This window comes from Flavisolibacter tropicus (assembly GCF_001644645.1).
Taxonomy (GTDB): domain Bacteria; phylum Bacteroidota; class Bacteroidia; order Chitinophagales; family Chitinophagaceae; genus Flavisolibacter; species Flavisolibacter tropicus.
Genome location: NZ_CP011390.1, coordinates 1,752,407 through 1,776,894 on the forward strand (window position 1 = coordinate 1,752,407; position 24,488 = coordinate 1,776,894).

The 24,488-nt window shown below is 42.0% G+C and carries 14 protein-coding genes and 1 tRNA gene; 1 reads left to right on the forward strand and 14 read right to left on the reverse strand.

The genetic code is table 11. The annotated features are described in order from the left end of the window. Nucleotides 1-34: 34 nt before the first annotated feature. From SY85_RS07345 to SY85_RS07360, 4 genes are all read right to left on the reverse strand, one after another. On the reverse strand, nt 35-2,419 hold the full coding sequence (locus SY85_RS07345) for an outer membrane beta-barrel protein (RefSeq protein ID WP_066402995.1): 2,385 nt from the start codon (nt 2,417-2,419) through the stop codon (nt 35-37). A gap of 105 nt (nt 2,420-2,524) precedes the next feature. Further along, on the reverse strand, nt 2,525-3,718 hold the full coding sequence (locus tag SY85_RS07350; RefSeq protein ID WP_066402996.1) for a phosphoglycerate kinase: 1,194 nt from the start codon (nt 3,716-3,718) through the stop codon (nt 2,525-2,527). A gap of 110 nt (nt 3,719-3,828) precedes the next feature. Continuing rightward, a complete protein-coding gene (gene gap / locus SY85_RS07355) occupies nt 3,829-4,836 on the reverse strand; it encodes a type I glyceraldehyde-3-phosphate dehydrogenase (RefSeq protein ID WP_066402998.1) in 1,008 nt (335 codons plus the stop codon). Between the two features lie 609 nt (nt 4,837-5,445). After that, a complete protein-coding gene (locus SY85_RS07360; protein WP_066403007.1) occupies nt 5,446-11,940 on the reverse strand; it encodes an MBG domain-containing protein in 6,495 nt (2,164 codons plus the stop codon). Nucleotides 11,941-12,445: 505 nt separating this feature from the next. Between SY85_RS07360 and SY85_RS07365 the strand changes: the two genes are divergently transcribed. Beyond that, nucleotides 12,446-13,222 carry a YaiO family outer membrane beta-barrel protein gene (locus tag SY85_RS07365; protein ID WP_066403009.1) on the forward strand — a complete coding sequence of 259 codons (777 nt, stop codon included), beginning with the start codon at nt 12,446-12,448 and terminating at the stop codon, nt 13,220-13,222. Here SY85_RS07365 and SY85_RS07370 read toward each other — a convergent pair. The 10 genes from SY85_RS07370 to SY85_RS07415 form a co-directional block, all read right to left on the reverse strand. Continuing rightward, nucleotides 13,219-14,652 (reverse strand): glycosyltransferase family 2 protein, encoded by a 1,434-nt coding sequence (locus SY85_RS07370; protein ID WP_066403011.1) that lies wholly within the window; start codon nt 14,650-14,652, stop codon nt 13,219-13,221. The two genes, SY85_RS07365 and SY85_RS07370, sit on opposite strands and share 4 nt — an antisense overlap. Then, entirely contained in the window at nt 14,649-15,716 is a 1,068-nt protein-coding gene (locus SY85_RS07375) for a HEAT repeat domain-containing protein (RefSeq protein WP_066403013.1), read from the reverse strand. The genes SY85_RS07370 and SY85_RS07375 overlap by 4 nt, the downstream gene beginning before the upstream one ends. Nucleotides 15,717-15,734: 18 nt before the next feature. Further along, entirely contained in the window at nt 15,735-16,088 is a 354-nt protein-coding gene (locus SY85_RS07380; protein ID WP_066403015.1) for a response regulator transcription factor, read from the reverse strand. Nucleotides 16,089-16,101: 13 nt separating this feature from the next. Beyond that, nucleotides 16,102-19,092 carry a PAS domain S-box protein gene (locus SY85_RS07385; RefSeq protein ID WP_066403017.1) on the reverse strand — a complete coding sequence of 997 codons (2,991 nt, stop codon included), beginning with the start codon at nt 19,090-19,092 and terminating at the stop codon, nt 16,102-16,104. A gap of 258 nt (nt 19,093-19,350) precedes the next feature. After that, nucleotides 19,351-19,824, reverse strand: a complete 474-nt coding sequence (locus SY85_RS07390) for a hypothetical protein (protein ID WP_148661130.1) — start codon at nt 19,822-19,824, stop codon at nt 19,351-19,353. A 372-nt stretch (nt 19,825-20,196) separates the two neighbouring features. Beyond that, nucleotides 20,197-20,697, reverse strand: coding sequence for a threonine/serine exporter family protein (locus SY85_RS07395; RefSeq protein WP_066403022.1), 501 nt, complete (start codon nt 20,695-20,697; stop codon nt 20,197-20,199). Beyond that, entirely contained in the window at nt 20,697-21,458 is a 762-nt protein-coding gene (locus SY85_RS07400) for a threonine/serine exporter family protein (protein ID WP_066403024.1), read from the reverse strand. Before SY85_RS07400 ends, SY85_RS07395 begins: the two co-directional genes overlap by 1 nt. Before the next feature lie 644 nt (nt 21,459-22,102). After that, nucleotides 22,103-22,174 (reverse strand) — tRNA-Glu (locus tag SY85_RS07405). A gap of 127 nt (nt 22,175-22,301) precedes the next feature. After that, nucleotides 22,302-22,880, reverse strand: a complete 579-nt coding sequence (locus tag SY85_RS07410; protein WP_066403026.1) for a DUF4136 domain-containing protein — start codon at nt 22,878-22,880, stop codon at nt 22,302-22,304. 132 nt (nt 22,881-23,012) lie between these two features. Then, a complete protein-coding gene (locus SY85_RS07415; protein ID WP_066409468.1) occupies nt 23,013-24,416 on the reverse strand; it encodes an MBL fold metallo-hydrolase in 1,404 nt (467 codons plus the stop codon). Nucleotides 24,417-24,488 lie beyond the last annotated feature (72 nt).

Genomic DNA, 24,488 nt, shown 5'->3' on the forward strand with positions numbered 1-24,488 from the left:
TTATGTATTATTATTAAAACTTCAACAGGTCAAATCAATTTGTTTTTACACGATTCGCTTCTGTATCTGACCCCGTACTTCTGTTTCTGGCTGCTTTCAACTTCTGGTTACCAAAGCTGTAGTTAAAGGTGAGGCGTACACTACGGGAATCATTCTTCTCCAACAAGGCTACATCGATTTCCTGGTATTGCAAGCGCCCCTTTGTACGATTGGTATATAGCATATCACTGAAATTCAGACTTATCCGTCCTTTTTTATTCCATATAGTTTTTTGTACACCCAAATTAATATTGCCAAAGGGCTCAAGAATTAAAAACTCATTTAAGAAACGAGTCATATAAAAGCCATTTACTTCAAAACTTAGCGTCGGTAATGGGCGATACGTAATTTGAGAATAAAGCATCCAGTTCCACTTGGCCTTGTCGTAAGTGCCATTCAGGTAATCGGCTTTGTAGTGATTTCTGATAAACTGGTTGCTACCAAAACCTTCTATCTTTTTACCCAACTTGATCGGGAAGTTTAGTTCAATAGCTAAATTATCCAGTCGCGCCAGGTTTTCAGGAGTTGTGTACGTAAGATTACCTTCTTGCTTTGGTGCATTTTCAAAGATCACATCCTTTGTAACGTTATAACTTACACCAATGAATGGTTGATTATTATAGGAAAGGGTAAACTTATAAGCATCAGTAGTTTGTGGCTTAAGCAATGGATTTCCACGAGTGTAGGTCAGAGAGTCAATAACATTTACAAAAGGATTTTGTTGCTGAAAGCTTGGTCGGCTTACACGCTTGCTATATTGCAATCCGGCCCCCATGCTTTTACTGATTTTATAGTTAGCAAAAGCAGAAGGGAAAGCTTGAATATAATTACGGTTTAGTGCTTTTTTTCCGGCGCTATCGCCTTTAGCAATGGTTTGCTCTACCCTTAAACCAGCCATCAGCTCCCATTTTTTCATTGACTTTTGCAGGTTTACATAAGCAGCATTTACATTTTCATTATAAAGAAACTCACTACTAAAACGCAGATCCTTTATACCATTGCGCAAATACATTAACCCATTATCAATAGAGGCAATGGTGCTTTTGGCACCCAGTTCCATTTTTGCTTTATTCTTAAATGGATGCGTATAGTCTAACTTAAACACACCAAGTCTCACAGGGTTATCAACGTTTTGGTTACTTTCTGAAATTGAGTTGGCTTGGTGAATAGAAATATCCCCAGTGTTATCCAGCTGGAAAAACGCATAGTCTGCGTCAATATTCAGCTCCTTCCCTAATGAGTCAAACACGTGTTTCCAGTTGACGTTGGCAGAAAGGTTTGAACGAACAATAGCCTCACGGTTAATAGTTTCAAAACTGCTCACGGTTTCACCGTTAGAAAGTTTTGATTGTATCGTATTATTTGTTACCACTTCATCGGCTGTTCTATAAAAGCCACGCAACAAAACACCTACGGTGTTCTTCTTATTAATAACGTAATCAGCCCCCAACCGGTAATTATGGCTGGTAATCTCTCCTACTTCCCTGTTGATTTGCTTAAACCGGTTTTCTTCAATGGCACGATCAAAAGTGCTATTATCAAAATAAGTACGGTTTAGCAGACTGTACCCACCAAACACATTCCAGCTTCCTTTTCTATAATTAAGGTTAAAGCCAGGGCTTAAGCGGTAAAAGTTATCATGCAGTCCTTCTTTTTGCTTATTATAAATGCCTAGACCGCCAGTCAAAGACACATTACCATTCATACCTAGGTTAGCAGTACGCTTTAATACAATATTGATAACACCACCACCACTGGCGTCATATTTAGCACTAGGATTCGTTATTACTTCAATCTTTTCAATATTATTGGCCGGCATGTCTTTTAATAGCTGGGTAACATCCTGGTACTGTGTGGTTCTGCCATCAATTAAAATTAGCACGTTAGGTTTCCCTACCATAGAGATGTTATCACTTGTTATTATTAAGCCTGGCACTTTTTGTAATACTTCCAGCGCTGTTCCGCCTGCAGCTGTAGCACTATTTTCTACATTCACCACCAGTTTATCTACACGCTGTTCTAAAAATGGTTTGCGTGCCGTAACCGTTACTCCACCTAGCGCCTTAGGCTCAGTTTGTAAGTGAATTTCGTTTACCTGAAGGTTGGCTTGAAGAACTTCAATGGACTGTTTAGCGGTTTTTGCACCCACTTTAGAAACAGACAGCCAATATCGGCCGGATGGAATTGCCTCAAAAAGAAACTGACCTTCGGAATTGGTAAGTACCGATTTATATAATGTTGAATCAGTAGCTTTTAGCAGTAGTATCGTAGCTTGGGATACAAATTTACCTTCTTCTGTAACTTTTCCGGTCACTTTATATTGTCCAAATAGCACTACTGAAATTAGTAACAGAACGGTTGTGCAAAGCAGTCTGGTCATAGCCAATCTATTGTTTTGGTTTGTGCCGATGAAATTACGTATTGTTACAAATAACAAAGACCCACATAAGGATGGGCCTTTGTTAAAATACTATAAACGGTGCTGTTATGCTTTTACGGCAGCAATTCCTGGCAATTCTTTACCTTCAAAAAACTCCAACATAGCTCCACCACCGGTAGATACATAGCTTACTTTATCGGTATAACCGAACTTGTTTACTGCCGCTACACTATCGCCACCACCTACTAAAGAGAAGGCGCCTTTTTCTGTAGCTGCAGCCACTGCATCGGCAATGGCCTTTGTACCATGTTGAAACTTTTCCATTTCAAAAACACCCATTGGGCCGTTCCACAAAATGGTTTTTGACTTGGAAATTACTTTTGCAAACATATCACATGCCATAGCGCCAATATCCAAACCCATCCAACCATCAGGTATTTGGTTACTTAAAGAAGAAGAGATTTCGGCATCACCAGCAAACTTATTGGCAATGATGGAATCGGAAGGCAAGTGAATACATACGCCTTTTTCTTCTGCTTTCTTCAGCAGCTCACGCGCTGTATCCAGACGGTCATCCTCGCATAAAGAGTTACCGATCTTACCGTCCATGGCTTTTTCAAATGTATAAGCCATACCACCACCAATGATAATATCTGTAGCTCTTTCTAGCAGGTTTTCGATGATCATTATCTTATCAGACACCTTAGCACCACCAATAATAGCAGTGAAAGGCTTTTCTGCGCTGTTCAATACTTTTTCTGCACTAGTCACTTCTCCTTCCATTACCAAACCAAACAACCGGCGATCTTTTGGAAAGAATTGTGCAATAACGGCAGTCGAAGCATGAGCACGATGTGCTGTACCAAAAGCGTCATTCACATATACATCGCCCAATTTTGAAAGCTTTTCAGCAAAGGCTTTATCTCCTTTTTCTTCTTCTTTGTAGAAGCGAAGGTTTTCTAACAACAGTACTTGGCCTGGTTGTAAGTTTTTGGCTTTTTCAACAGCTTCTTCACCAATACAGTCATTTGCAAACTGCACATCGGCACCCACCAATTGGCTAATATGATTCACTAAATGCTTTAAGGAATACTTTTCAGTAGGCCCATCTTTTGGGCGCCCTAAATGAGACATTAAAATAACAGAGCCTCCATCGTCTAATATCTTCTTAATGGTGGGCACTGCTGCGCGAATGCGTGTATCGTCAGTGATATTGTATTTGTCGTCCAGCGGCACATTAAAGTCTACGCGGATCAAAGCTTTTTTACCAGAGAAATTATAGTCTGTAAACTGCGACATAATGTATGGTTTGGTTGAAAGAGAAAGGCTTCCCCTACAGAAAGCCTTTCATAAAATTATTAAATACAATTGGATTTATAATAACATAGTGAAGTACGCACTACACTTTATTATTTCATCAATTTAGCAAAGTATTTTACTGTACGAACTAACTGAGATACATAGCTCATTTCGTTATCGTACCAGCTTACTGCTTTTACCAATTGTGTATCGCCATTAGAGATCACTCTTGTTTGTGTGGCATCAAACAAAGAACCATAATGCATACCAATGATATCAGTGCTTACCAACTCTTCGTCAGTGTAGCCAAAGCTTTCATCAGCAGCAGCCTTCATGGCATTGTTGATTTCTTCTACAGTAACCTTTTTGCCTAAGATCACATTCAGCTCAGTTAAAGAACCGGTGATGGTTGGAACACGTTGTGCACTACCATCTAACTTACCTTTCAATTCTGGTAATACTAAGCCAATAGCTTTAGCGGCACCTGTGCTGTTAGGAACAATATTCTGTGCAGCAGCACGAGCACGACGTAAGTCACCTTTTGGATGTGGTGCATCCAATGTGTTTTGGTCGTTAGTATAAGCGTGGATAGTGGTCATTAAACCAGTTTGGATACCAAACTTATCATTAAGCACTTTTGCCATTGGCGCCAGGCAGTTGGTCGTACAAGAAGCGCAAGAAATGATCGTTTCGCTACCGTCCAGAATGTCGTGGTTCACGTTGAAAACAACTGTTTTCAGATCGCCAGTAGCAGGTGCAGAGATTACTACACGCTTAGCACCAGCTTTCAGGTGAGCTTCAGCTTTTGCTTTGTCGGTAAAGAACCCAGTGCTCTCAATTACCACATCTACTCCATGGTCGCCCCAAGGAATCTGAGCTGGATCTTTCTGAGCATATATCTTAACCTCCTCACCATTTACGATGATAGAGTTTTCTGTGCTTTTTACTTCACCATTAAAGCGGCCCTGTGCGCTGTCGTATCTCAGCAGGTGAGCAAGTACGGCTGGGCTTGTAAGGTCGTTTACGGCTACTACATCAATTCCTTCCATGTTATAGATCTGACGGAAAACCAAGCGGCCGATCCGACCAAAACCATTAATGGCAACTTTTACTGACATATGATTTAGAGTTTTAATTATTTAATGCGTGGCGAAGGTACAATATTGGAAGAAACAAAAGTGAAGCAGCATACTTGCCGAACTTTCCCTATAAAGAAATATGCCATATAAATAGAAAATAAAATACAAGATCTCTTGCACTAAAGAACTGCTCTAACCCCAAAGAAACACTTGCCCTAAAAGCCAGCTACCTCTTCCTGCTAATCCCAAAATCTCCCCTAATCCCGGTTCAGACATCCTCCTCTGCTACTACCTACGTTTCTTCATGGCTCCTTCATAGTAAAGCCTATGTAAAGCCATAGTAACGTCATAGTAACTTGTAGGTTCACCCGTACCTCACCCGTACCTTGGCCCTACCTCGGCCGATCCTTCGGCCGTACCTCACCCGTATGTCAGTTAGTTATCCCATATTGCCAGGCAATACTTAAATATAGAAGGAAAAATGAATGTAAGAAGCTGATAATGAATAGAATAAAGAACATAAAGATACAAAAGATAGGCGGCTTCAAAACATATACGAATCATCCAACTAACAAATTAGCAATATGAGTAATACAAAAGAAAAAGGCGGCATCTCATGCCGCCTTAATAAACACACATGGCAAAAAATCAATTAGGTTGCTTAATCAGTTTTACCTGTTTACGGCTATTACCCTGTATCATTTCTATTATATAAACACCTGGCCTATATTCACTACCCAGCTGTAGAGTTTGACCCGCTGTTAAGCTTGGAATAGTACGTACAATCCTACCGGACAGATCAGATACACGTAGCGTGATTGGATCTGTAGTGTTATTGCTTTCCAGCTTAAGATTGAACTGAGCAGTGGTTGGATTAGGGAAGGCTTGAAGACCAAACTCAACAGTTGATGTTATATCCATTTCCTGTGATCTGGCAAGCGCTACTGACTTATTTGACTTCACTTCGTGGATTACGATGGAGCCTCCTCCTAAAACGGTTGTAAGTTCAGCATTATCTGCACTTCCCAATTGGTTATCATATACCACACTACCATCGGATCTTGTAATCTTCATACGTATCTTATCTGTTCCACCACCGCCATTAATTTCACCATCTGTAGCCACTAATGTAAACTTATAGGAGCCTGTACCGTTAATTGTTCCTACACCACGATAGCTTGCCTTGGCACCACTAATGACAAGTGTTGCTGTTTCATACAAAGTGCTCTTAAAGTTTAGATTACCTGCCTGGAACTGAAACTCGGTTTCACCTTCTAAGGCAGTAGAGCCTTTCTTATATTTTGCCACAAAACCAAAATTCGCTTTACCCGTTGCTAATGGATCTGCTACATAAGCTCCTTTCGGTGAAGCAATCCATCCGCCACCTGTAATAAAGCCGTTGCTTGGATCATATACAGGCAGATAGGCTGTAGATGTCACACATCCTAAACCAGTATAGGCTTCTACGTGATATACATTGACACCTAAACCAGATATATTGTATGAGGCTTTACCTGAGCCGTCTGTAATTGCATAACCCATATACTTACCATAATCCAAATTATAGGTAACCTTTATGCCTGGAATTGGTTGTCCTGAATAAGGGTCTGTAACTACTGCAGTCAATGTTGCTTGTGAGCCAGATGGTACCGGATTACCACAAGCAGATGCATCAATATTTACACTCTTAATTGAAAGACTATTTTCAATATAAGTCAACTTATAGTTAGTACCCAGCGATAATGTATTTTGTACAATGGTGTATGTATTAGAAACGCTTTCGCCACTTGCTCTAGACAATTGCCCTGAGATTTTATCATCAAAAACAAGAGATCCCTCAGTAATCTTATAGGTTAATAATGGATCAACTTGACCACAATATTTCGTTTGCGGATCGGCAGCAATGGTCACTTGGCGTTGGCCGATAGAGAGGTTGGCGCCGTTGTACCCCAGTTCATAGTTGCTGCTCAACGCCACACCGCCTTGCTTGATGGCATAGCTGCCCACATTGTTTCCGGCATCGCGGGTCAGCGCACCAGTGAAGGCATCACCGCTCACCAGGCTACCCTCACTTATCTGATAGGTCAGTGCAGGATCGGCCTCACCGTAAGTCTTCGTCTTGGCATCGGCGCTGATCACCACACGACGCGTATTGATCTGCAGGTTGGCGCCGTTGTACCCCAGTTCATAGTTGCTGCTCAACGCCACACCGCCTTGCTTGATGGCATAGCTGCCCACATTGTTTCCGGCATCGCGGGTCAGCGCACCAGTGAAGGCATCACCGCTCACCAGGCTACCCTCACTTATCTGATAGGTCAGTGCAGGATCGGCCTCACCGTAAGTCTTCGTCTTGGCATCGGCGCTGATCACCACACGACGCGTATTGATCTGCAGGTTGGCGCCGTTGTACCCCAGTTCATAGTTGCTGCTCAACGCCACACCGCCTTGCTTGATGGCATAGCTGCCCACATTGTTTCCGGCATCGCGGGTCAGCGCACCAGTGAAGGCATCACCGCTCACCAGGCTACCCTCACTTATCTGATAGGTCAGTGCAGGATCGGCCTCACCGTAAGTCTTCGTCTTGGCATCGGCGCTGATCACCACACGACGCGTATTGATCTGCAGGTTGGCGCCGTTGTACCCCAGTTCATAGTTGCTGCTCAACGCCACACCGCCTTGCTTGATGGCATAGCTGCCCACATTGTTTCCGGCATCGCGGGTCAGCGCACCAGTGAAGGCATCACCGCTCACCAGGCTACCCTCACTTATCTGATAGGTCAGTGCAGGATCGGCCTCACCGTAAGTCTTCGTCTTGGCATCGGCGCTGATCACCACACGACGCGTATTGATCTGCAGGTTGGCGCCGTTGTACCCCAGTTCATAGTTGCTGCTCAACGCCACACCGCCTTGCTTGATGGCATAGCTGCCCACATTGTTTCCGGCATCGCGGGTCAGCGCACCAGTGAAGGCATCACCGCTCACCAGGCTACCCTCACTTATCTGATAGGTCAGTGCAGGATCGGCCTCACCGTAAGTCTTCGTCTTGGCATCGGCGCTGATCACCACACGACGCGTATTGATCTGCAGGTTGGCGCCGTTGTACCCCAGTTCATAGTTGCTGCTCAACGCCACACCGCCTTGCTTGATGGCATAGCTGCCCACATTGTTTCCGGCATCGCGGGTCAGCGCACCAGTGAAGGCATCACCGCTCACCAGGCTACCCTCACTTATCTGATAGGTCAGTGCAGGATCGGCCTCACCGTAAGTCTTCGTCTTGGCATCGGCGCTGATCACCACACGACGCGTATTGATCTGCAGGTTGGCGCCGTTGTACCCCAGTTCATAGTTGCTGCTCAACGCCACACCGCCTTGCTTGATGGCATAGCTGCCCACATTGTTTCCGGCATCGCGGGTCAGCGCACCAGTGAAGGCATCACCGCTCACCAGGCTACCCTCACTTATCTGATAGGTCAGTGCAGGATCGGCCTCACCGTAAGTCTTCGTCTTGGCATCGGCGCTGATCACCACACGACGCGTATTGATCTGCAGGTTGGCGCCGTTGTACCCCAGTTCATAGTTGCTGCTCAACGCCACACCGCCTTGCTTGATGGCATAGCTGCCCACATTGTTTCCGGCATCGCGGGTCAGCGCACCAGTGAAGGCATCACCGCTCACCAGGCTACCCTCACTTATCTGATAGGTCAGTGCAGGATCGGCCTCACCGTAAGTCTTCGTCTTGGCATCGGCGCTGATCACCACACGACGCGTATTGATCTGCAGGTTGGCGCCGTTGTACCCCAGTTCATAGTTGCTGCTCAACGCCACACCGCCTTGCTTGATGGCATAGCTGCCCACATTGTTTCCGGCATCGCGGGTCAGCGCACCAGTGAAGGCATCACCGCTCACCAGGCTACCCTCACTTATCTGATAGGTCAGTGCAGGATCGGCCTCACCGTAAGTCTTCGTCTTGGCATCGGCGCTGATCACCACACGACGCGTATTGATCTGCAGGTTGGCGCCGTTGTACCCCAGTTCATAGTTGCTGCTCAACGCCACACCGCCTTGCTTGATGGCATAGCTGCCCACATTGTTTCCGGCATCGCGGGTCAGCGCACCAGTGAAGGCATCACCGCTCACCAGGCTACCCTCACTTATCTGATAGGTCAGTGCAGGATCGGCCTCACCGTAAGTCTTCGTCTTGGCATCGGCGCTGATCACCACACGACGCGTATTGATCTGCAGGTTGGCGCCGTTGTACCCCAGTTCATAGTTGCTGCTCAACGCCACACCGCCTTGCTTGATGGCATAGCTGCCCACATTGTTTCCGGCATCGCGGGTCAGCGCACCAGTGAAGGCATCACCGCTCACCAGGCTACCCTCACTTATCTGATAGGTCAGTGCAGGATCGGCCTCACCGTAAGTCTTCGTCTTGGCATCGGCGCTGATCACCACACGACGCGTATTGATCTGCAGGTTGGCGCCGTTGTACCCCAGTTCATAGTTGCTGCTCAACGCCACACCGCCTTGCTTGATGGCATAGCTGCCCACATTGTTTCCGGCATCGCGGGTCAGCGCACCAGTGAAGGCATCACCGCTCACCAGGCTACCCTCACTTATCTGATAGGTCAGTGCAGGATCGGCCTCACCGTAAGTCTTCGTCTTGGCATCGGCGCTGATCACCACACGACGCGTATTGATCTGCAGGTTGGCGCCGTTGTACCCCAGTTCATAGTTGCTGCTCAACGCCACACCGCCTTGCTTGATGGCATAGCTGCCCACATTGTTTCCGGCATCGCGGGTCAGCGCACCAGTGAAGGCATCACCGCTCACCAGGCTACCCTCACTTATCTGATAGGTCAGTGCAGGATCGGCCTCACCGTAAGTCTTCGTCTTGGCATCGGCGCTGATCACCACACGACGCGTATTGATAGCTCCAGCAGTGTTGGTTTTTGGAGCCATGCTGTAGTTTACAGCCAAGCCTCCATTTGTGCCATCAGCTAATGTATATGTAATAGTTGTGGCTTTCCCTGTTCCGGCATTAGCGTTCGTGTAATCACTTACAGTTGCGCCAATATTTAAAGTCTCGGATCCGACATATCCAGTTACATCACCTATTGTTACCTCGCCAGCAGCCGGAGAACCATTGTATTCTTTGGAAGCAACAGTTGATGCAGCTGTCAAGGACTTCGCTGCGACTGTTAGAGTTGCATTACCGTCACTTACGGTCGTTTGAACAGGTGAACAGGCAGATAATATTACTCTGAATTTTCTACCGCTCATTGCCACTCCAGGTTTCGTTAAAGTCAATGTTGCAGTAGTTGCACCGGAATAGACTCCAGCATCGGAAATATTCGACCAAACAATAGGAGAACCTATCCCCTCTTGCCACTGATATGATTCTACGCCAGTAGCATCTACAGTAAACGTTGCAGTTTGCCCGTAAGTTATAGGTGAAGAAGCGGGTTGCCCACTAGTAGGAGTTGTTTTGATTATTGGTGCTGAACAGGGAACCGGCGGCACCAATTCACCTGTCGATAGTATTATAGGAGTGCCTGTAAACCCTAAAAAGCTAATATTATTTAGTTGAGTTGATGTTAAACCACCTACAGCAATAAATATTTTTCCTGCTGTACCTGAAGATCCCCCGGAACCAGTCCATCCGTTTATTGTTAGAGTTTTTCCATTTGTCCAGGTTTCTCCATTACTACTTGAAAATGTCAAAGTGTGACTGCCAGTCCCTAATGAGATCGTTGAATTTTCTAACAAGCGAAGTGTCCCAAGTGTCTCTGAAAAACCCGTTGTCGCTCCGGTTTTGAAAATACCTCCATTCAAAATCAGAGTACTGACATCAGCTATCTTATTAGCAGCACCTAATTGTAAAGTACCACCAGTAATAGTAGTTGGACCCGTATAGGTATTTGCACCCGAAAGCACCATTGTACCTGCGCCCATCTTTGTTATACCAAAGCCGCCCCCACTTATTATACTACTAATTGTTAAGTCAACTGCATTGCTACCATCGTCTGCAACATCGATATTTCTATTTGCGCCCAAGGATACCGGAGCACTAATCGTCGCTCCATTTGTTCCTGCGCCGGCTGCATCATTTATTATTATGTTTCCTCCCAGCGTGAGAGTACCAGTTCCTGTAATTAATGAACCAGTTGCAGCTCCGTCTTCCAAAATCAAACTCGAAGGTGCAGTTCCTGCAGTCGAACTTCCAAGATTGAAGGTAGATAATACAAGCGCTGCTCCAGCTTTAACAGTTAGGATACCTTTTACATTTGTATTTGAACTTAAGGTTGTTAAACCCCCACTAATCTTTAAATCATTGAAAGAAGCAAAACCACTTGGAATCGAATTTGTAGTAGTTAATTCGACAGTTCCAGAACCAGGTGTCCACGTATCTAACAAATTGACAGCGATTTCTTGACAAATCAATGTACCGCCATTTGTCATTATAATTGAACCTTTTCTATTTTGTCCATTTGACAATCCTACTGTCACTTTCCCACTTACCAATAATTGACTACCAGAATTAAAAGTCAATTGAGCTATTGAGGAATTGGTATTTCCGCCAAGCTGTATCGATGCACATGCAGCATTATTAATATTTACCGTTACATTCTGATTAGGAGCTACGTTCACTACATCAGTCGATCCAGGATAATTTATCCCAGCTTGAGGAGTGGGATTTCCTGGAAACCCCCAAGTTGCTGGACTATTCCAATTCCCGCTTATTGATGATGTAAAGGTCCCATCTGCAAAATACACATAAGCGGTATCATGCGATGCCTGACCTACTGCTCTCAAACGCAAAGAATCTCCACGACAGTCACACACTGTCCAATTCGTCACAAATCCTCCATTTGCATCGGCAACTACTGTCCAAGGCAAATAAGAAGAATCTGCTGTTACTGTATTACACGCTCGAAACAAATTTTTTACTCGAAGTGAAACTGTTTCACCTGGCAGAAAACCCGTACCTGTAAATACCGCAGTAGACCTCGGCGCATAATCCGGCTTGTCTGTTGTTACAGTTACCGGTCCTACATTGGATAACTGCGCCTGTACATTAAAGGAAAAAAGAATAGCAAGCATCGTTGCTAGCGATAGTACAAAGGAGTAGCCTTTTGATTGCATAATCAATTTTTATATGGGAGATTAAATTCCTTCTTGTGAGTTTGTCTAAGGGTATACTGATCCTATCCAGAGCCTATGGTCTGCGGGTTTATTCAAGTGGTTAAGCCGTGTCTTATGAAGTTTTTCGACGGAATTGTTGCAAAGGACTAGTCTTCAGGGGCAGGTAACAGTTAGTCTTAGGATTGGCAGATTCTCCTATAAACTTATAACTTAAATTAGCGATACCAAATATTTTGAAGCTTTTTTTCGAACCGTACTCCTAAAAAGGGATTTAGAGGGTATATAAGCCCGTTAGATGATCAAAATCAAGAGGGGAAGCAAAAGCAATCGGTTTTATCATTCGTATTACGAATTCAGGCTCTTATAAAATATGTTATAGACAGCCTTAAGAATAAATACAATCATTACAGGTCTAAAGCCTTCTTTCATCTATTAAATCTAAGGGTCTAGCTTTTTACTCATTAAGAGCTGATACAATGAATTACATTTACCCTTGTATTTTATTATGAAGAACTTTTTTCTAGGTACCCTATTAATTCTATCCGTAAGTAGCCAAGCCCAATGGGTGGACTCTAGCAAAAACGCCATTACCATTTCCTATGATTATAATCACTTCCAGCGTCAGTTTGCTACTGACTGGCATATAGGTAGTGTAGAATATAAACGAAAGCTAAACCAGGGAGCTGTTCTGGGCCGATTAAATTATGGTAACCGGTTACAACAAAGCGGCTGGCAAGGTGAATTAGAAGCCTACCCAATTATTTCTAAGAAGATGTATGCCTACACCGGTATTGGGTTTTCAGATAACATGCCCGTCTTTCCTAAATGGCGCACAGGGGCCTCGCTCTATTTAGCTTTACCTAAAGCCTGGGAAGTGGAAGGCGGTTTCCGCTACTTATATTTTACAGAGTCGGTTTGGTTGGGTACCGCAGGCATTAGTAAATATGTGGGCAATTGGCTATTCAATGCACACACCTATTTTGGGTTTCAAAACCTTTCCAATAACCAATCGCTTTTTGCTTCCGCCCGCCGCTATTTCAATAATGGAATTGATTATGCCTGGCTGCAGGCAGGAAGTGGTATTTCGCCTGATGAAAGCAGAAGTATTCAACTCGGTAATCTTTACAGTTTATCTTCCAAAAGCGTGGGCATCGGTACAAACCTTTCCGTGGCTAAACGAACGCAGTTGAAATTATCTGCAGGGTGGTTTAGAAATGAATATAGAAAGGGCTTACACGACAACCAACTGAATACGACCATTGGAATTAGCCAACAGTTTTAGGCTCCGGTAGCTGGCTTAGGACCAAACCCCTGCCGGCTCATCTCGCCCCAGCTATTCTTCTTCCGTAATAGATCAATGTTGCCTTTAATAGCTGCCCATACTACAAAGGGATGAAAGACAAAGGGCTCTATAATCGCCGTAAGTACTAAACGCAAGATCTCTCTTTTCTTTTTGTATTGATTAAATGTTAGCACTTCCATTAAAATGGCAAATACTGAGTAGAGTATGGCAAAACAATAAACGCAAGCAAAGAGCGCTAAGAAGAAAGGCCAATCGATCATTCCCAGACATACAAATACAAGAAACGCCACAAAGCCGATAAACTCCACTACTGGTGCTAATTGTTCAAAAAAGAACCAGTAAGGATAGCTTAATAGCCCCAACACCCCATAACGTTTATTAAAGAACATCACCTTATGGATCTTTAAGGTTTCAATAGTACCTCTTGTCCAGCGGTTACGTTGACGCCCCAATATTTTAAATGTAGCAGGTGCTTCTGTCCAGCATAATGGGTCGGGTATGTAGGCTACTTTATAAGGCAGGTTATTTTCCTCCATATAACGGCGCATACGCACCACCAATTCCATATCCTCCCCCACCGTGCTATGATCATAACCGCCAGCCTTGATCACAATCTCTCTATCAAAAGCACCAAACGCTCCAGAGATCAACAATAATCCATTTAGCCTGCTCCACGCCATTCGACCTAATAGAAAGGCTCGGATGTATTCCAAGGTTTGCATGCGTGGCAAGAATTGCTTAGGCAAGTGTACTTGAGTGATCTTACCATCCTGAATTTCGCAAGAGTTAGCAATACGTACTACGCCACCTGTAGCAATCACCCGCTCCTTGTTATTCTCCAAAAAGGGCTTGACCAGTTTTAGCATAGCATCCTGTTCCAAAATACAGTCCACATCTATACAAACAATATATCGATTGGAAGCTAGGTTGGTTCCAACATTCAAGGCATCAGCCTTTCCGCCATTCACCTTATCTACCACTACCAGTTTATGGAAAACCGGGTTACTGCTTTTGTATACAGCTTTAACTGGCTTAGTGGCAATTGGGGACTCCCGTTCCAAATTCACCTCTTTCAGATCATAAACATCAATCAGCTTTTGCAAGGAGTTATCCTTACTGCCATCATTGACAATGATCACCTCATAATTATTGTAATGGATACTAAGAAGGGAACGTACATTTTCAATAATAGTAGCCGCTTCGTTATAGGCAGGGGCAATGATACTAAGTGAAGGAGCATGCTCAGAGGCAGCCAGTATGTTAAAATCGGTAAAGCTAGCCTTACGCATATATTGCCTGGCCTCACCAATAGCATAAAAGGCTATAAAAAAATAGAATCCAATTAAAACGGCTGCATACAAAAAGAAGCAATAGGTGAAAAAGTCGAATACTATCTCAGTCCAAATCATGCTACTACACTATTTTTTTGCTTATGATGGAATGTCACATCATGTGATTGCCAACCTGGTACTAACGCTTGAAGGGCTTTTAATACTTCATTTCGCAGCAACATATCTTTTGTAACAAGCAGGCTTTCCAAAAATGGAACATCCTCTTCAGTGCCAATAGCATTCAGCACTTGTAAAATAGCCATCTTTTCCACTTTATCACTTTTATGATAATTAGACTTCAACAATGGTACTGTTGTAGCTTGTGGAATTTCTTTCAGAACAAGAATGGCTTCAGCTCTTATAGTAGGATTGCTGTGGGTTAAACAATTTACAACAGCATCATGTATACTATATATACAATAAGCTTTTACTAACTTTAAGGTCAACTCCACTACGGTTTCATTTTCAGAGGTTAACCATGCCTGCAGCTTATTCTCCTGTATATTGGAGTGGGAGGCTAGCTGCTGCAGCAAACAAAGTTGTTGCCATTGGGTAATAGGCTGGTCGATAACATTCATAAACCGCAAACCACTAAAGCCTGTCAGCTTTACTACAGCCACTTGGGCTTCTGAACGTATATAATAGTTCTTATGGTTTGTATACCTATATATTTTAGTTATATAATTGCCCTGCCCCATTTCTGCTAATACTTGTATAGCAGCGGCTTTTGTATGCCAATTCCGGGAGGCCAGTTGTAACATTGTATCTCGCTTCAAATCTAGATACTCATATAACCACTTAATATTATCAGCGGCTGTTCCCTGTATGTTTCTATGAAATTGCAACATGGCCTTTACCATAAAGGCCCGCATTCTCTTTTTTTGAAGACTGCTATTGCGAATGTCCTGCACGTAGGCCTGCCGTACTACCTCTTGCCGCTCTTCTTCCGACTCACACAAACTTATTTCACTTACAAGCGTATAAAACTGTTGAGCCAGTTGCTGATTTTTACGACTTACTCTTTTGAAGAAAAACAGATACCAGAAGATGATGGCTAATAAAATGAATGCAAGCAGACTAAAACCAATTGCCGTACCTACCAACAAGTAAGTAATAGCCCGTATGTCCTCTTGCATTTCCATAGTTCCGGATGCGCGAAATTATTTAGAAAAACGTTTAACCCTCATAGAAAGTTCGTTTGGGCTGAACGGTTTAGTAATATAATCATCAGCGCCAAGGTTAAAAGCTTCTAGGACTACGTTCTCCTGCCCCATAGAAGAGAGTACGATAATTGGAATTTGTTTCTCCTGCCCTTTTACCCTCCCTACAATTTCAAGTCCAGATGAATAAGGCATCATAATATCTGTAATTACTAGGTCCACTTCCCCTTGCTCTATTTTCTCGAGGGCATCGCGTCCGTTATCTGTAGCGATTACGGTATGTCCGTCTTTTTTTAAACGCAATTCAATCGTCTTGAGCATTATAGGCTCGTCTTCCGCCACTAAAATTCTCATAGTACCAGTACAGTTAATTTAATTTAGCTTTTGCTTTAGCTAGGTCTGCTTCCAACATGGGTCTGATCAAATTATAATGAATCAGTGCGCCACTAATTAATATGGATACTTGATCTAGCTGTATTTTGTCTTTTGCCAAACGCTCAATTTCACCCACATCGGCCAGCAATTTATTCATTTGTAGAATACCAAGGCTGCTTTTTAACTTATGAGCAGTTTTATACACCTCCTCCCAGTTTTCAAATATCATCTGCTCCCGAATCGTATGTAAAGCTTCTGGTGTTGAATCTAAAAACAGTTGCAACACTTCTGCTAAATAGGTATCATCTTCTATCTCTTCCAGGTAAGCTAAACTATATAAGGAATGAACTGGATTGTCTATACTTCCTGTTCTTTCTCCAACCATCTGAGGATGGTCTACAGTTAACAGACGTTCTACAGTATTGAACAAATCGGCAGGTACAAATGGTTTTGTCATGTAATCATTCATACCAATTTCAAAACATTTGGTCCGCTCATTGCGCAAGGCGCTAGCTGTCATGGCAACGATTGGCGTTTGAATGTTTAGCTTTTGGCGTATATATATGGTTGTTTGGAAACCATTCATTTCAGGCATTTGCAGATCCATGATGATTAAATCATAACTTTTACCTGACTCTAGTATTTCCACAGCTTCTTTACCGTTATTGGCAATATCTATAACCAGCCCCTTCTTTTGTAAATGAAGCTTGGTAACCTTCTGATTAATCTCATTATCTTCTACCAATAAAACCTTTCTTCCTGTTAGTGACTGGCTTTCCTGGTAGATATTAATTGGAGCTAATTGCTGATGCCCCTTCTGGACAGCTTTCTTATAGGAAAGCTGGAAGCGGAAAGTAGTACCAACACCCACCTCACTTCTGACACTAATATTACCGCCTTGTAACTCAATTAAACGCTTGGTAATTGCCAGGCCTAGTCCAGTTCCGCCATATTTACGCACCATATCGTCCCCGGCCTGAGCAAAACTTTCAAATACAAGCTCCAAATGTTCCTCCCCAATACCAATACCCGTATCTGAAATAACAAATTCTATGGTTACAGCGTCTTCTACCTGACCTACTAAGTTTACTTCCACTTTTATTTCTCCAGCTTCTGTAAACTTTACCGAATTACTTAAAAGATTGTTTAGTACCTGTGCCAGCTTGTATTGATCTCCATTAACAATATTGGGAATATCTTGCTGAATATACTTCCGAACCAATACCTGTTTGTCTCTTGCTTTAATTTGAAACGGAGCCATTACAGCCTCTACCACATTCTGGATAGAAAAATCAATGGCCTCTACGCTCATGCGACCAGACTTAATTTTGGATAGATCCAAAATATCATTAATCAGCATCAGGAGCGTATCAGAGGACTGCTTAATGATCTGCACAAACTCTACCTGATCTTTATTCAGCGATGTTTCAAAAAGCAGGTTTGTCATCCCGATAATGCCATTCATTGGCGTCCGAATCTCGTGGCTCATATTTGCCAGGAACTCTTCCTGCAGTTTCTCTGCCTTCTCTGCACGCAAACGCGCATCTATCAATTGCTGACGTGAACGAACCATATCCGTGATATCTTTATCTACGCCACTGATCGCAAATAGCTGGTTGTTCTTGTCAAATAAGGGGAACTTGGTAACCAACTTATAACGTTCGCCTGAATTGGTAACCACCACATCTTCTAATTCCACAGGTTTCAATGTTTCAATTACTTGACGATCTGAAGCAATATAATTTTGAGCTTGTTGCTGATTCTTATTGACATCACTATTTGTTTTCCCTAAAATCATCTCGTCAGTCATATCTAACTCTTCGCGGAAACGTTTGTTTACCATTACAAACCTTCCTTCCATGTCCTTGATATAAACAACCATTGGTATATTATCAATGATAGCCTGTAAGCGAAACTGGTTCTCTTCTTGTTCAGCCCTCAATTTCATTTCTGTCTCTCGCAACAGATCTGCACCCAGCTTACTTTCAGTAATGTCTTTAACGATACATTGAAAACCAACAGGCTGATCTTTTTCAATTAATAATATGGCACTTTGCTCTACCCACTTGATATAACCCTCTTTGGAATGAATAGGAAACTGCAAAACTGTTTCCTTAATACCCCCAGTTAACTGATGAAAATAGAACTCCTCTACCTCGTTTCGTTTATCTTCCCTGATCAACTCCGCAAAATGCTTTCCAGTGAGTTCTTCCGCTTTATAACCCGTTAATTCTACACATTGGTTGTTTACAAACTGGAAACGGCCGGCTAAATCGGCACTAAAAATACCTACACCCGAATTTTCAATAAGCTCTTTATACTTTGCTTCATTTGCCATTGACTCCTGCTCGGCCAATTTGCGTCGTTTATATTCTTTATTGATCCGCCACAACGCTATCATTAAGAAAGCAAAGCCAATTACACCAATAAGGAGCGATGAATAAAATTTTATGCGGCTAACCTCCTGATTGGCGGCTATACGCAACTGTAGCAGACGTTGTTCCTCGCTGTTCATTTTGGATAGAAGAGCCTTAAATCGATCCGTAATTATTTTGCCTTTTAGGCTGGCTATCATGCCCAAAGCCTTTTGAGGAGATTCTTTGTAAGCGGTCAATAACTCAGTATGAAATTCCAACTTGGCTTCAACCAAGGCTGTCACTGTATCTAAATGCTTCTGTTGGATGGGATTGTCTGCCGTTAAGGTTTTTAGTTTTGACAATTCCTCTTTTGCCTTTGTTACCTTGGCAGTGAAATCATTAAGGAAAACGGCATTTCCAGTAATAACATAGCCCCGCATCTGCGACTCCATGTCTAAAATGGAATTGTTCAGATTTTCAATAGTATCGATAATGCTATAGGTATGGTTAACCTGTTGAAATGTGCTTGCAGTCCTTTGATTATTGGAATAAGTTCCAAAAAAGAAATAGATAGCGCCTAAAAATAGAAATATAACAATTAAGCGGGTGGTTCTTTTAAAATTCAAGGATACAGAGTTGACGGATTAAAGAATATAGGCCCGGATTACCATTGTTTTGATTTAACGATTCTGAATGTCTAGGCAAGGACCAAGTCATTCAGAAAGCACTGGTACATCAAACTATACAATCCAAAGGTCTAATTCCTTAGCATTAGGTAGCCTAAAATAACAATGCCTACCTAAAAATAGCAAGTAGGCATTGTTTATAGCTAAGATTTCGTTCAAATAGAGTCAATAAACGACAAAGCGCAGTAGAAAAACTTTTTAATAGTACACTTTAAAGGCCCCGCTTACCTGTTTCGCCACGCTATCACTGTTTCTACCGGTAATGGTAAAGGTACCTTCATAGCTTTTGCCATCGTTTTGGGTAATCTGTACGGAGCCCAATTGGTCTTTGCCATTTATTGCGCGCATTCCTTCGTAATGCACGTCTTTTCCAGAAGTGCGTACCCAAAAATCATTGTTACAGCAATAGAGGTAGTAGTCGCCCACCCCATTTGAATGCATAGTTGAGCGGGCATGTAATTCAACCTTTACTTCAGGAGATTCTGCAAAAATGCGCACTTCGGCCGTATCACTAAAAATCTGCACCATACTGTTTGCTTCACTTTTAAATGGCTTTCCGTCTATAGTTACAGAAAGAGATCCCATAGGTTTTGGTACCTCTTTGTCGTGATTCTTTTTACAAGATAAAATAAAAATAAGGGGTAGAGACAAAATGAAAGGGACAAGTTTCATATTGGTATTTTAGGTTAGGTTTTATTCTTTTCCCTGAACAATAATAAAAACCTTGCCACCACAAAACGCTAATTAAAACCAATGGCCAGCCCCAATTATGGATATCCGCAAATTCGAAAAGACCTTAAAAAGTAAAAATTGGGGAAATAAAACAATAAAAGCTACGGTTCATTCAACGGGTACACCAAGCGATTTTTTATAAATCTCCCCTAGATTTCATTTCTCCCGCCTTCCTACAACCGCTTTCGCCTTAACGAACAATTAGATATTTTAACTTAAAGCTGTTGTACGCTACCACTATAATGCACATCTACCTCTTATTTGCCCCTATTTTGACTTAAACCCCTAGACTTTTTAAAACTTTCCGTGAGTCTAATTCTTTGAAGCCTTCAGTTTTGACTGAGTCCTTTTACGCAGTTCTTTTTCAAACTGGTACGGAATAATAACACCTATCGTAAATGCCATTATAACAAAAAGAGTAATGGTACCATTATGCACCGTTTCATTTAATGTAAGAGCATAATCTTCTCCAATGCTGCCACTAAGTTTTATAAGTCCCAACATAGTGCGATACGCAAACACACCAGGAACAAGAGGGATTACAGAAGGTATAGCAAATATTATTTCAGGCTCCTGGTGCTTGTTAGCAATAATCAAACAATATACACTTAAAATAAGTGATGCCGCAAATGAAGCAACTATTACGGACGAAGAAGCAAAAAATAACACACTGTATTTTACTAGTCCGACAATGACGCCCCCAAACCATATGGCAAATAAACTTTTCCTGGGCACATTAAATAGAATACCGAAACCAACAGCTGCGCATCCGCACCAAAAAGCTTTAAATAAAATATTTATCCATTCTTCCATTATCCATTCAGTTTGAAAAGAATAATTGTAGTTGATAAACCAAATGCTATAGCTAGAGCAAACATCAAAGCACTAACTCCTTTTGCTATGCCATTTATAATATTTCCATCAATAAGATCTGTAAGAGAATTAATCAGCAGAACACCCGGTATAAGAAATAACACACAGGTTGAGAACGCTTGTACGGGTGCAATGGTTAATCCTGCACTGTAAAAAATACTTGTAAAAAGTGAGGCCACCGTTGCACCTACGTAGGTGCAGACATAAGGATTAAATTTATATTTAGCCAACTGCTGTTTTGCTAAAAGACCGCAAAAGGTTGCACCAAATGTGATGATCATTTCAATCCAACTTCCTCCAAATGTATAACAGAAGGCAGCCCCAGCGAGGCTAACAAAACAAAGTGTAACAATACGAGGATAACGACCAGCCACCTGAATTTTACTTAATTCGTTCTTAAGCTCTTGGATTGTCAATTCTTTTTCTTCTACTTTCCTGCTTAAGCTGCTTATTCCCGAAATTAATGTAAAGTCAATGTCGTGTCCTGAGGCGCTGCGTATACCATTGAAAATGGTAATACCGTTTATATCATTCAATGCAAGAGAGATTGATTTAGACCCGATTGCAATATGCGGTATGTAATGATATACTGCCGCAAACTTTTTCATGGTAGTTCTTATGCTGCTGCAGTTTGCGCCTGCTTGCAATAGAGAAATACCAATATCAAGTAATAAAGCTCCGAGTTCCTTACTTTCAGTCATTGCATTTGAAATTCTTAGTTACCTATGTAATAACTGCACATACTGATGAATAAGTTCGCTGGTTGGCAATAGAAAGCAGGTTATCAAAACTGGGTATGAATTACGCGGAAGATTTCATGGAACAGATGAGAACTGAAAATGCATTTTTCTATCCTTTTCAGAAGCTATTGTAAAATTTGATCGTCGAACGGTCAACTTCTTTGGAAAATGGAAAAGATTGGACAACAAAGTTATTTTATTCTCCTGCTCTATACTAGAGTCAGCCACCAACAAGCGTGCCCACAGGTTTTAAAATGCTCGCCCTTATATTTTTTTGGCAAGTGGGCCCTCTCTCTTCTTTCCTGAATAAAAGCAAGAGTATGAAATTAGTGGACTAATATGAGCCTTATAGGCTATTTCCAATTGGCAACATTAAACATCTATATCTCATTCTGGATTTGCCAACGCTAGCAATTGACGCAAATTAATTTTCAGTCACAGCCTTTGATTTTTTAGTAGAAGTAAGCGACAAACATCTGGGAGCGCTCAACAAACAAGAGGTGATCGTTAAATACTCAATAACCCTTTTCTGTAAGATTGAAAACTTAGCATAGGCACAACAAAAAACCCTGCTTTATCAGCAGGGCTCTTGTTCGAATTTTTCGTACCGCGTACGGGATTCGAACCCGTATCACCACCGTGAAAGGGTGGTGTCCTAGCCCTTAGACGAACGCGGCATCATTGATTTGGGAGTGCAAATATAGGAGGCACTTTTATATCAGCCAAAATATTTTTGAAAAAATGAAAATAAAATAAAAAAAGCCTTCCAAAAGGAAGGCTCAAATTATAGCAAGCAATAGTCAACTAGTTCTTAGCTACATCAAACTTACGGAAGATACTCTTTACACTGCTTTGAATTTCTTTATTGGTAAGATTTCTACTGTTAACTACATCAGTAGTCCATCCCTGCCAGATGGTTTTATCCGTTCTGGCATCGATCATTGAAATAGTAACAGTTCCTTCTCTTACCTCATAAGCGCGTGAATCATAACCCAAAAACTGAGAAGGGTACAAAATAGTAGCCCATCGGCCTGTATAAGGGTTATAAAAACTACGAGTGTAAGAACGGGAGTAAACAGGATTACGATCTTCTTTGACAGCCTTTTCTACTAAGACATCATAGCTTAGTAAAATATCCGGTTTCGTTTTAGATTCCTGCCATCCCTCTTTTTGCAATTCTCCATTTACGGCTTGAATAATGTTTTTCTCTAAAAGATCACTCCCCTTTTGCTCGTCTTTCTTTTCTTTAGTATCCACCCAAGCAAAAGTCTTGTACTTGCTAAAATTTACAGTTTCATCTCTTTCAACATGTGCAACACTTGCACAACTTGTAAAGAGCAGCGCAGCTATAGCTGTAACGCTGAAAAACTTCAGGTGTTTCATAGTTAATTTTTCCTTTCCTTAAAGTTACGTTGACTTCGATTAATAAAGTGCGCAACAACCCTTAAGATCATGTGAAATTTAACACTATAACCACCTGAATTACAACCAATTGTTAAAGAAGCCTTATCACAACTATCCTAAACCGATTTCATAGTGCCTCTCTGGTATTTCTACATCTAAAAATCCTCTTTTTACCAGCCATTGTTTGAAATCTAATTGCACGTCGTATTCACCATGAACTAAAAACAATTTGCGTATTTCCTTTTTATCCTGGCAGGCCAACCATTGACTCAAATCTTCATAATCGCCATGGGCACTCATGCTTTTGATAACACCTACTTCAGCATGCACTTCGTGCAGAACTCCAAATATGGTCACTTCCTTATTACCAGCCATTAATTTGCCTCCTAAGGAGTTAGGTTCGCAATAACCTGTCATTAAGATAGAGTTGCGGCTGTTCTCAATATTATTGCTGATATGATGTTTTACCCGTCCTGCTTCAGCCATACCACTAGCTGATATAATTACACAAGGGTCCGTTAAATAGTTAAGCAGCTTTGACTCTTGTACATCCTTTACATATTTCAGTCCTTCAAATTCAAATGGATCCTGGTCAGTCTCCAGTACTTTCTGTATAGTTTTATTAAAGTATTGTTTATAACGCTTAACCAAATCTGTAGTGACAATGCTTAGCGGACTATCAAGATAATAGGACACCTTTGGCAACCGTCCCTCTAAACTTAGCTGGTTAAAAGCATATAAGATTTCCTGGGTTCTACCTAAACTAAAAGCTGGAATAATTAGCTTTCCTTTCTTCTGCACGCAAGTCTTTTCTATCCAGTTTAGCAGAAGTTCTACAGACGTATGCACATCTTCATGCAAGCTGTTTCCATAGGTTGACTCCATAATGATATAATCAGACTGGGGAAACTTATCAGGTGAACGCAGGATAACATCCCTATACCTACCTACATCTCCACTAAAAGTCAACTGACGGGTTTCACCTCCTTCTGTAATCCGCAAATGCACACAGGCACTTCCAATGATGTGCCCCGCATCAGTAAATAGCACTTCTACTCCATCGGTTACCGGGAACCATTGATTATATTCTACTCCCTCAAAAAGCCCAAAACTCGACATTGCGTCTTCCTTGGTGTATAACGGCTTAAGTAAAGGCTCATGCTGTGCCTGCCGGTGCTTATTCTGATACTTCACTTCATTCTCCTGTATCTCTGCTGAATCTTCTAACAGAACCACAGCCAGATCTTTGGTGGCAGGCGTACAGTAAATAGGCCCATTGAATCCATCTTTAACCAGCTTAGGTATTAGACCACAATGATCAATATGAGCATGCGAAAGGACCAAAATGTCTACTTCGCTAGGCTCAAAGCCAAATTCGCTATTCAACTTATCGGTGTCCTTTCCTAATCCCTGAAACAAACCACAATCAAGTAAGATCTTTTTACCATTCTTTAAGCTCAATAAGTGTTTGGAACCGGTTACTGTGCGGGCAGCACCATGAAAAGCTATTTTCATTTTTGACCTTTTATTATCAATTGCTGCAATAGTAATGCCCAGCTGTATCATTCTTTATGATATTGATCAGCT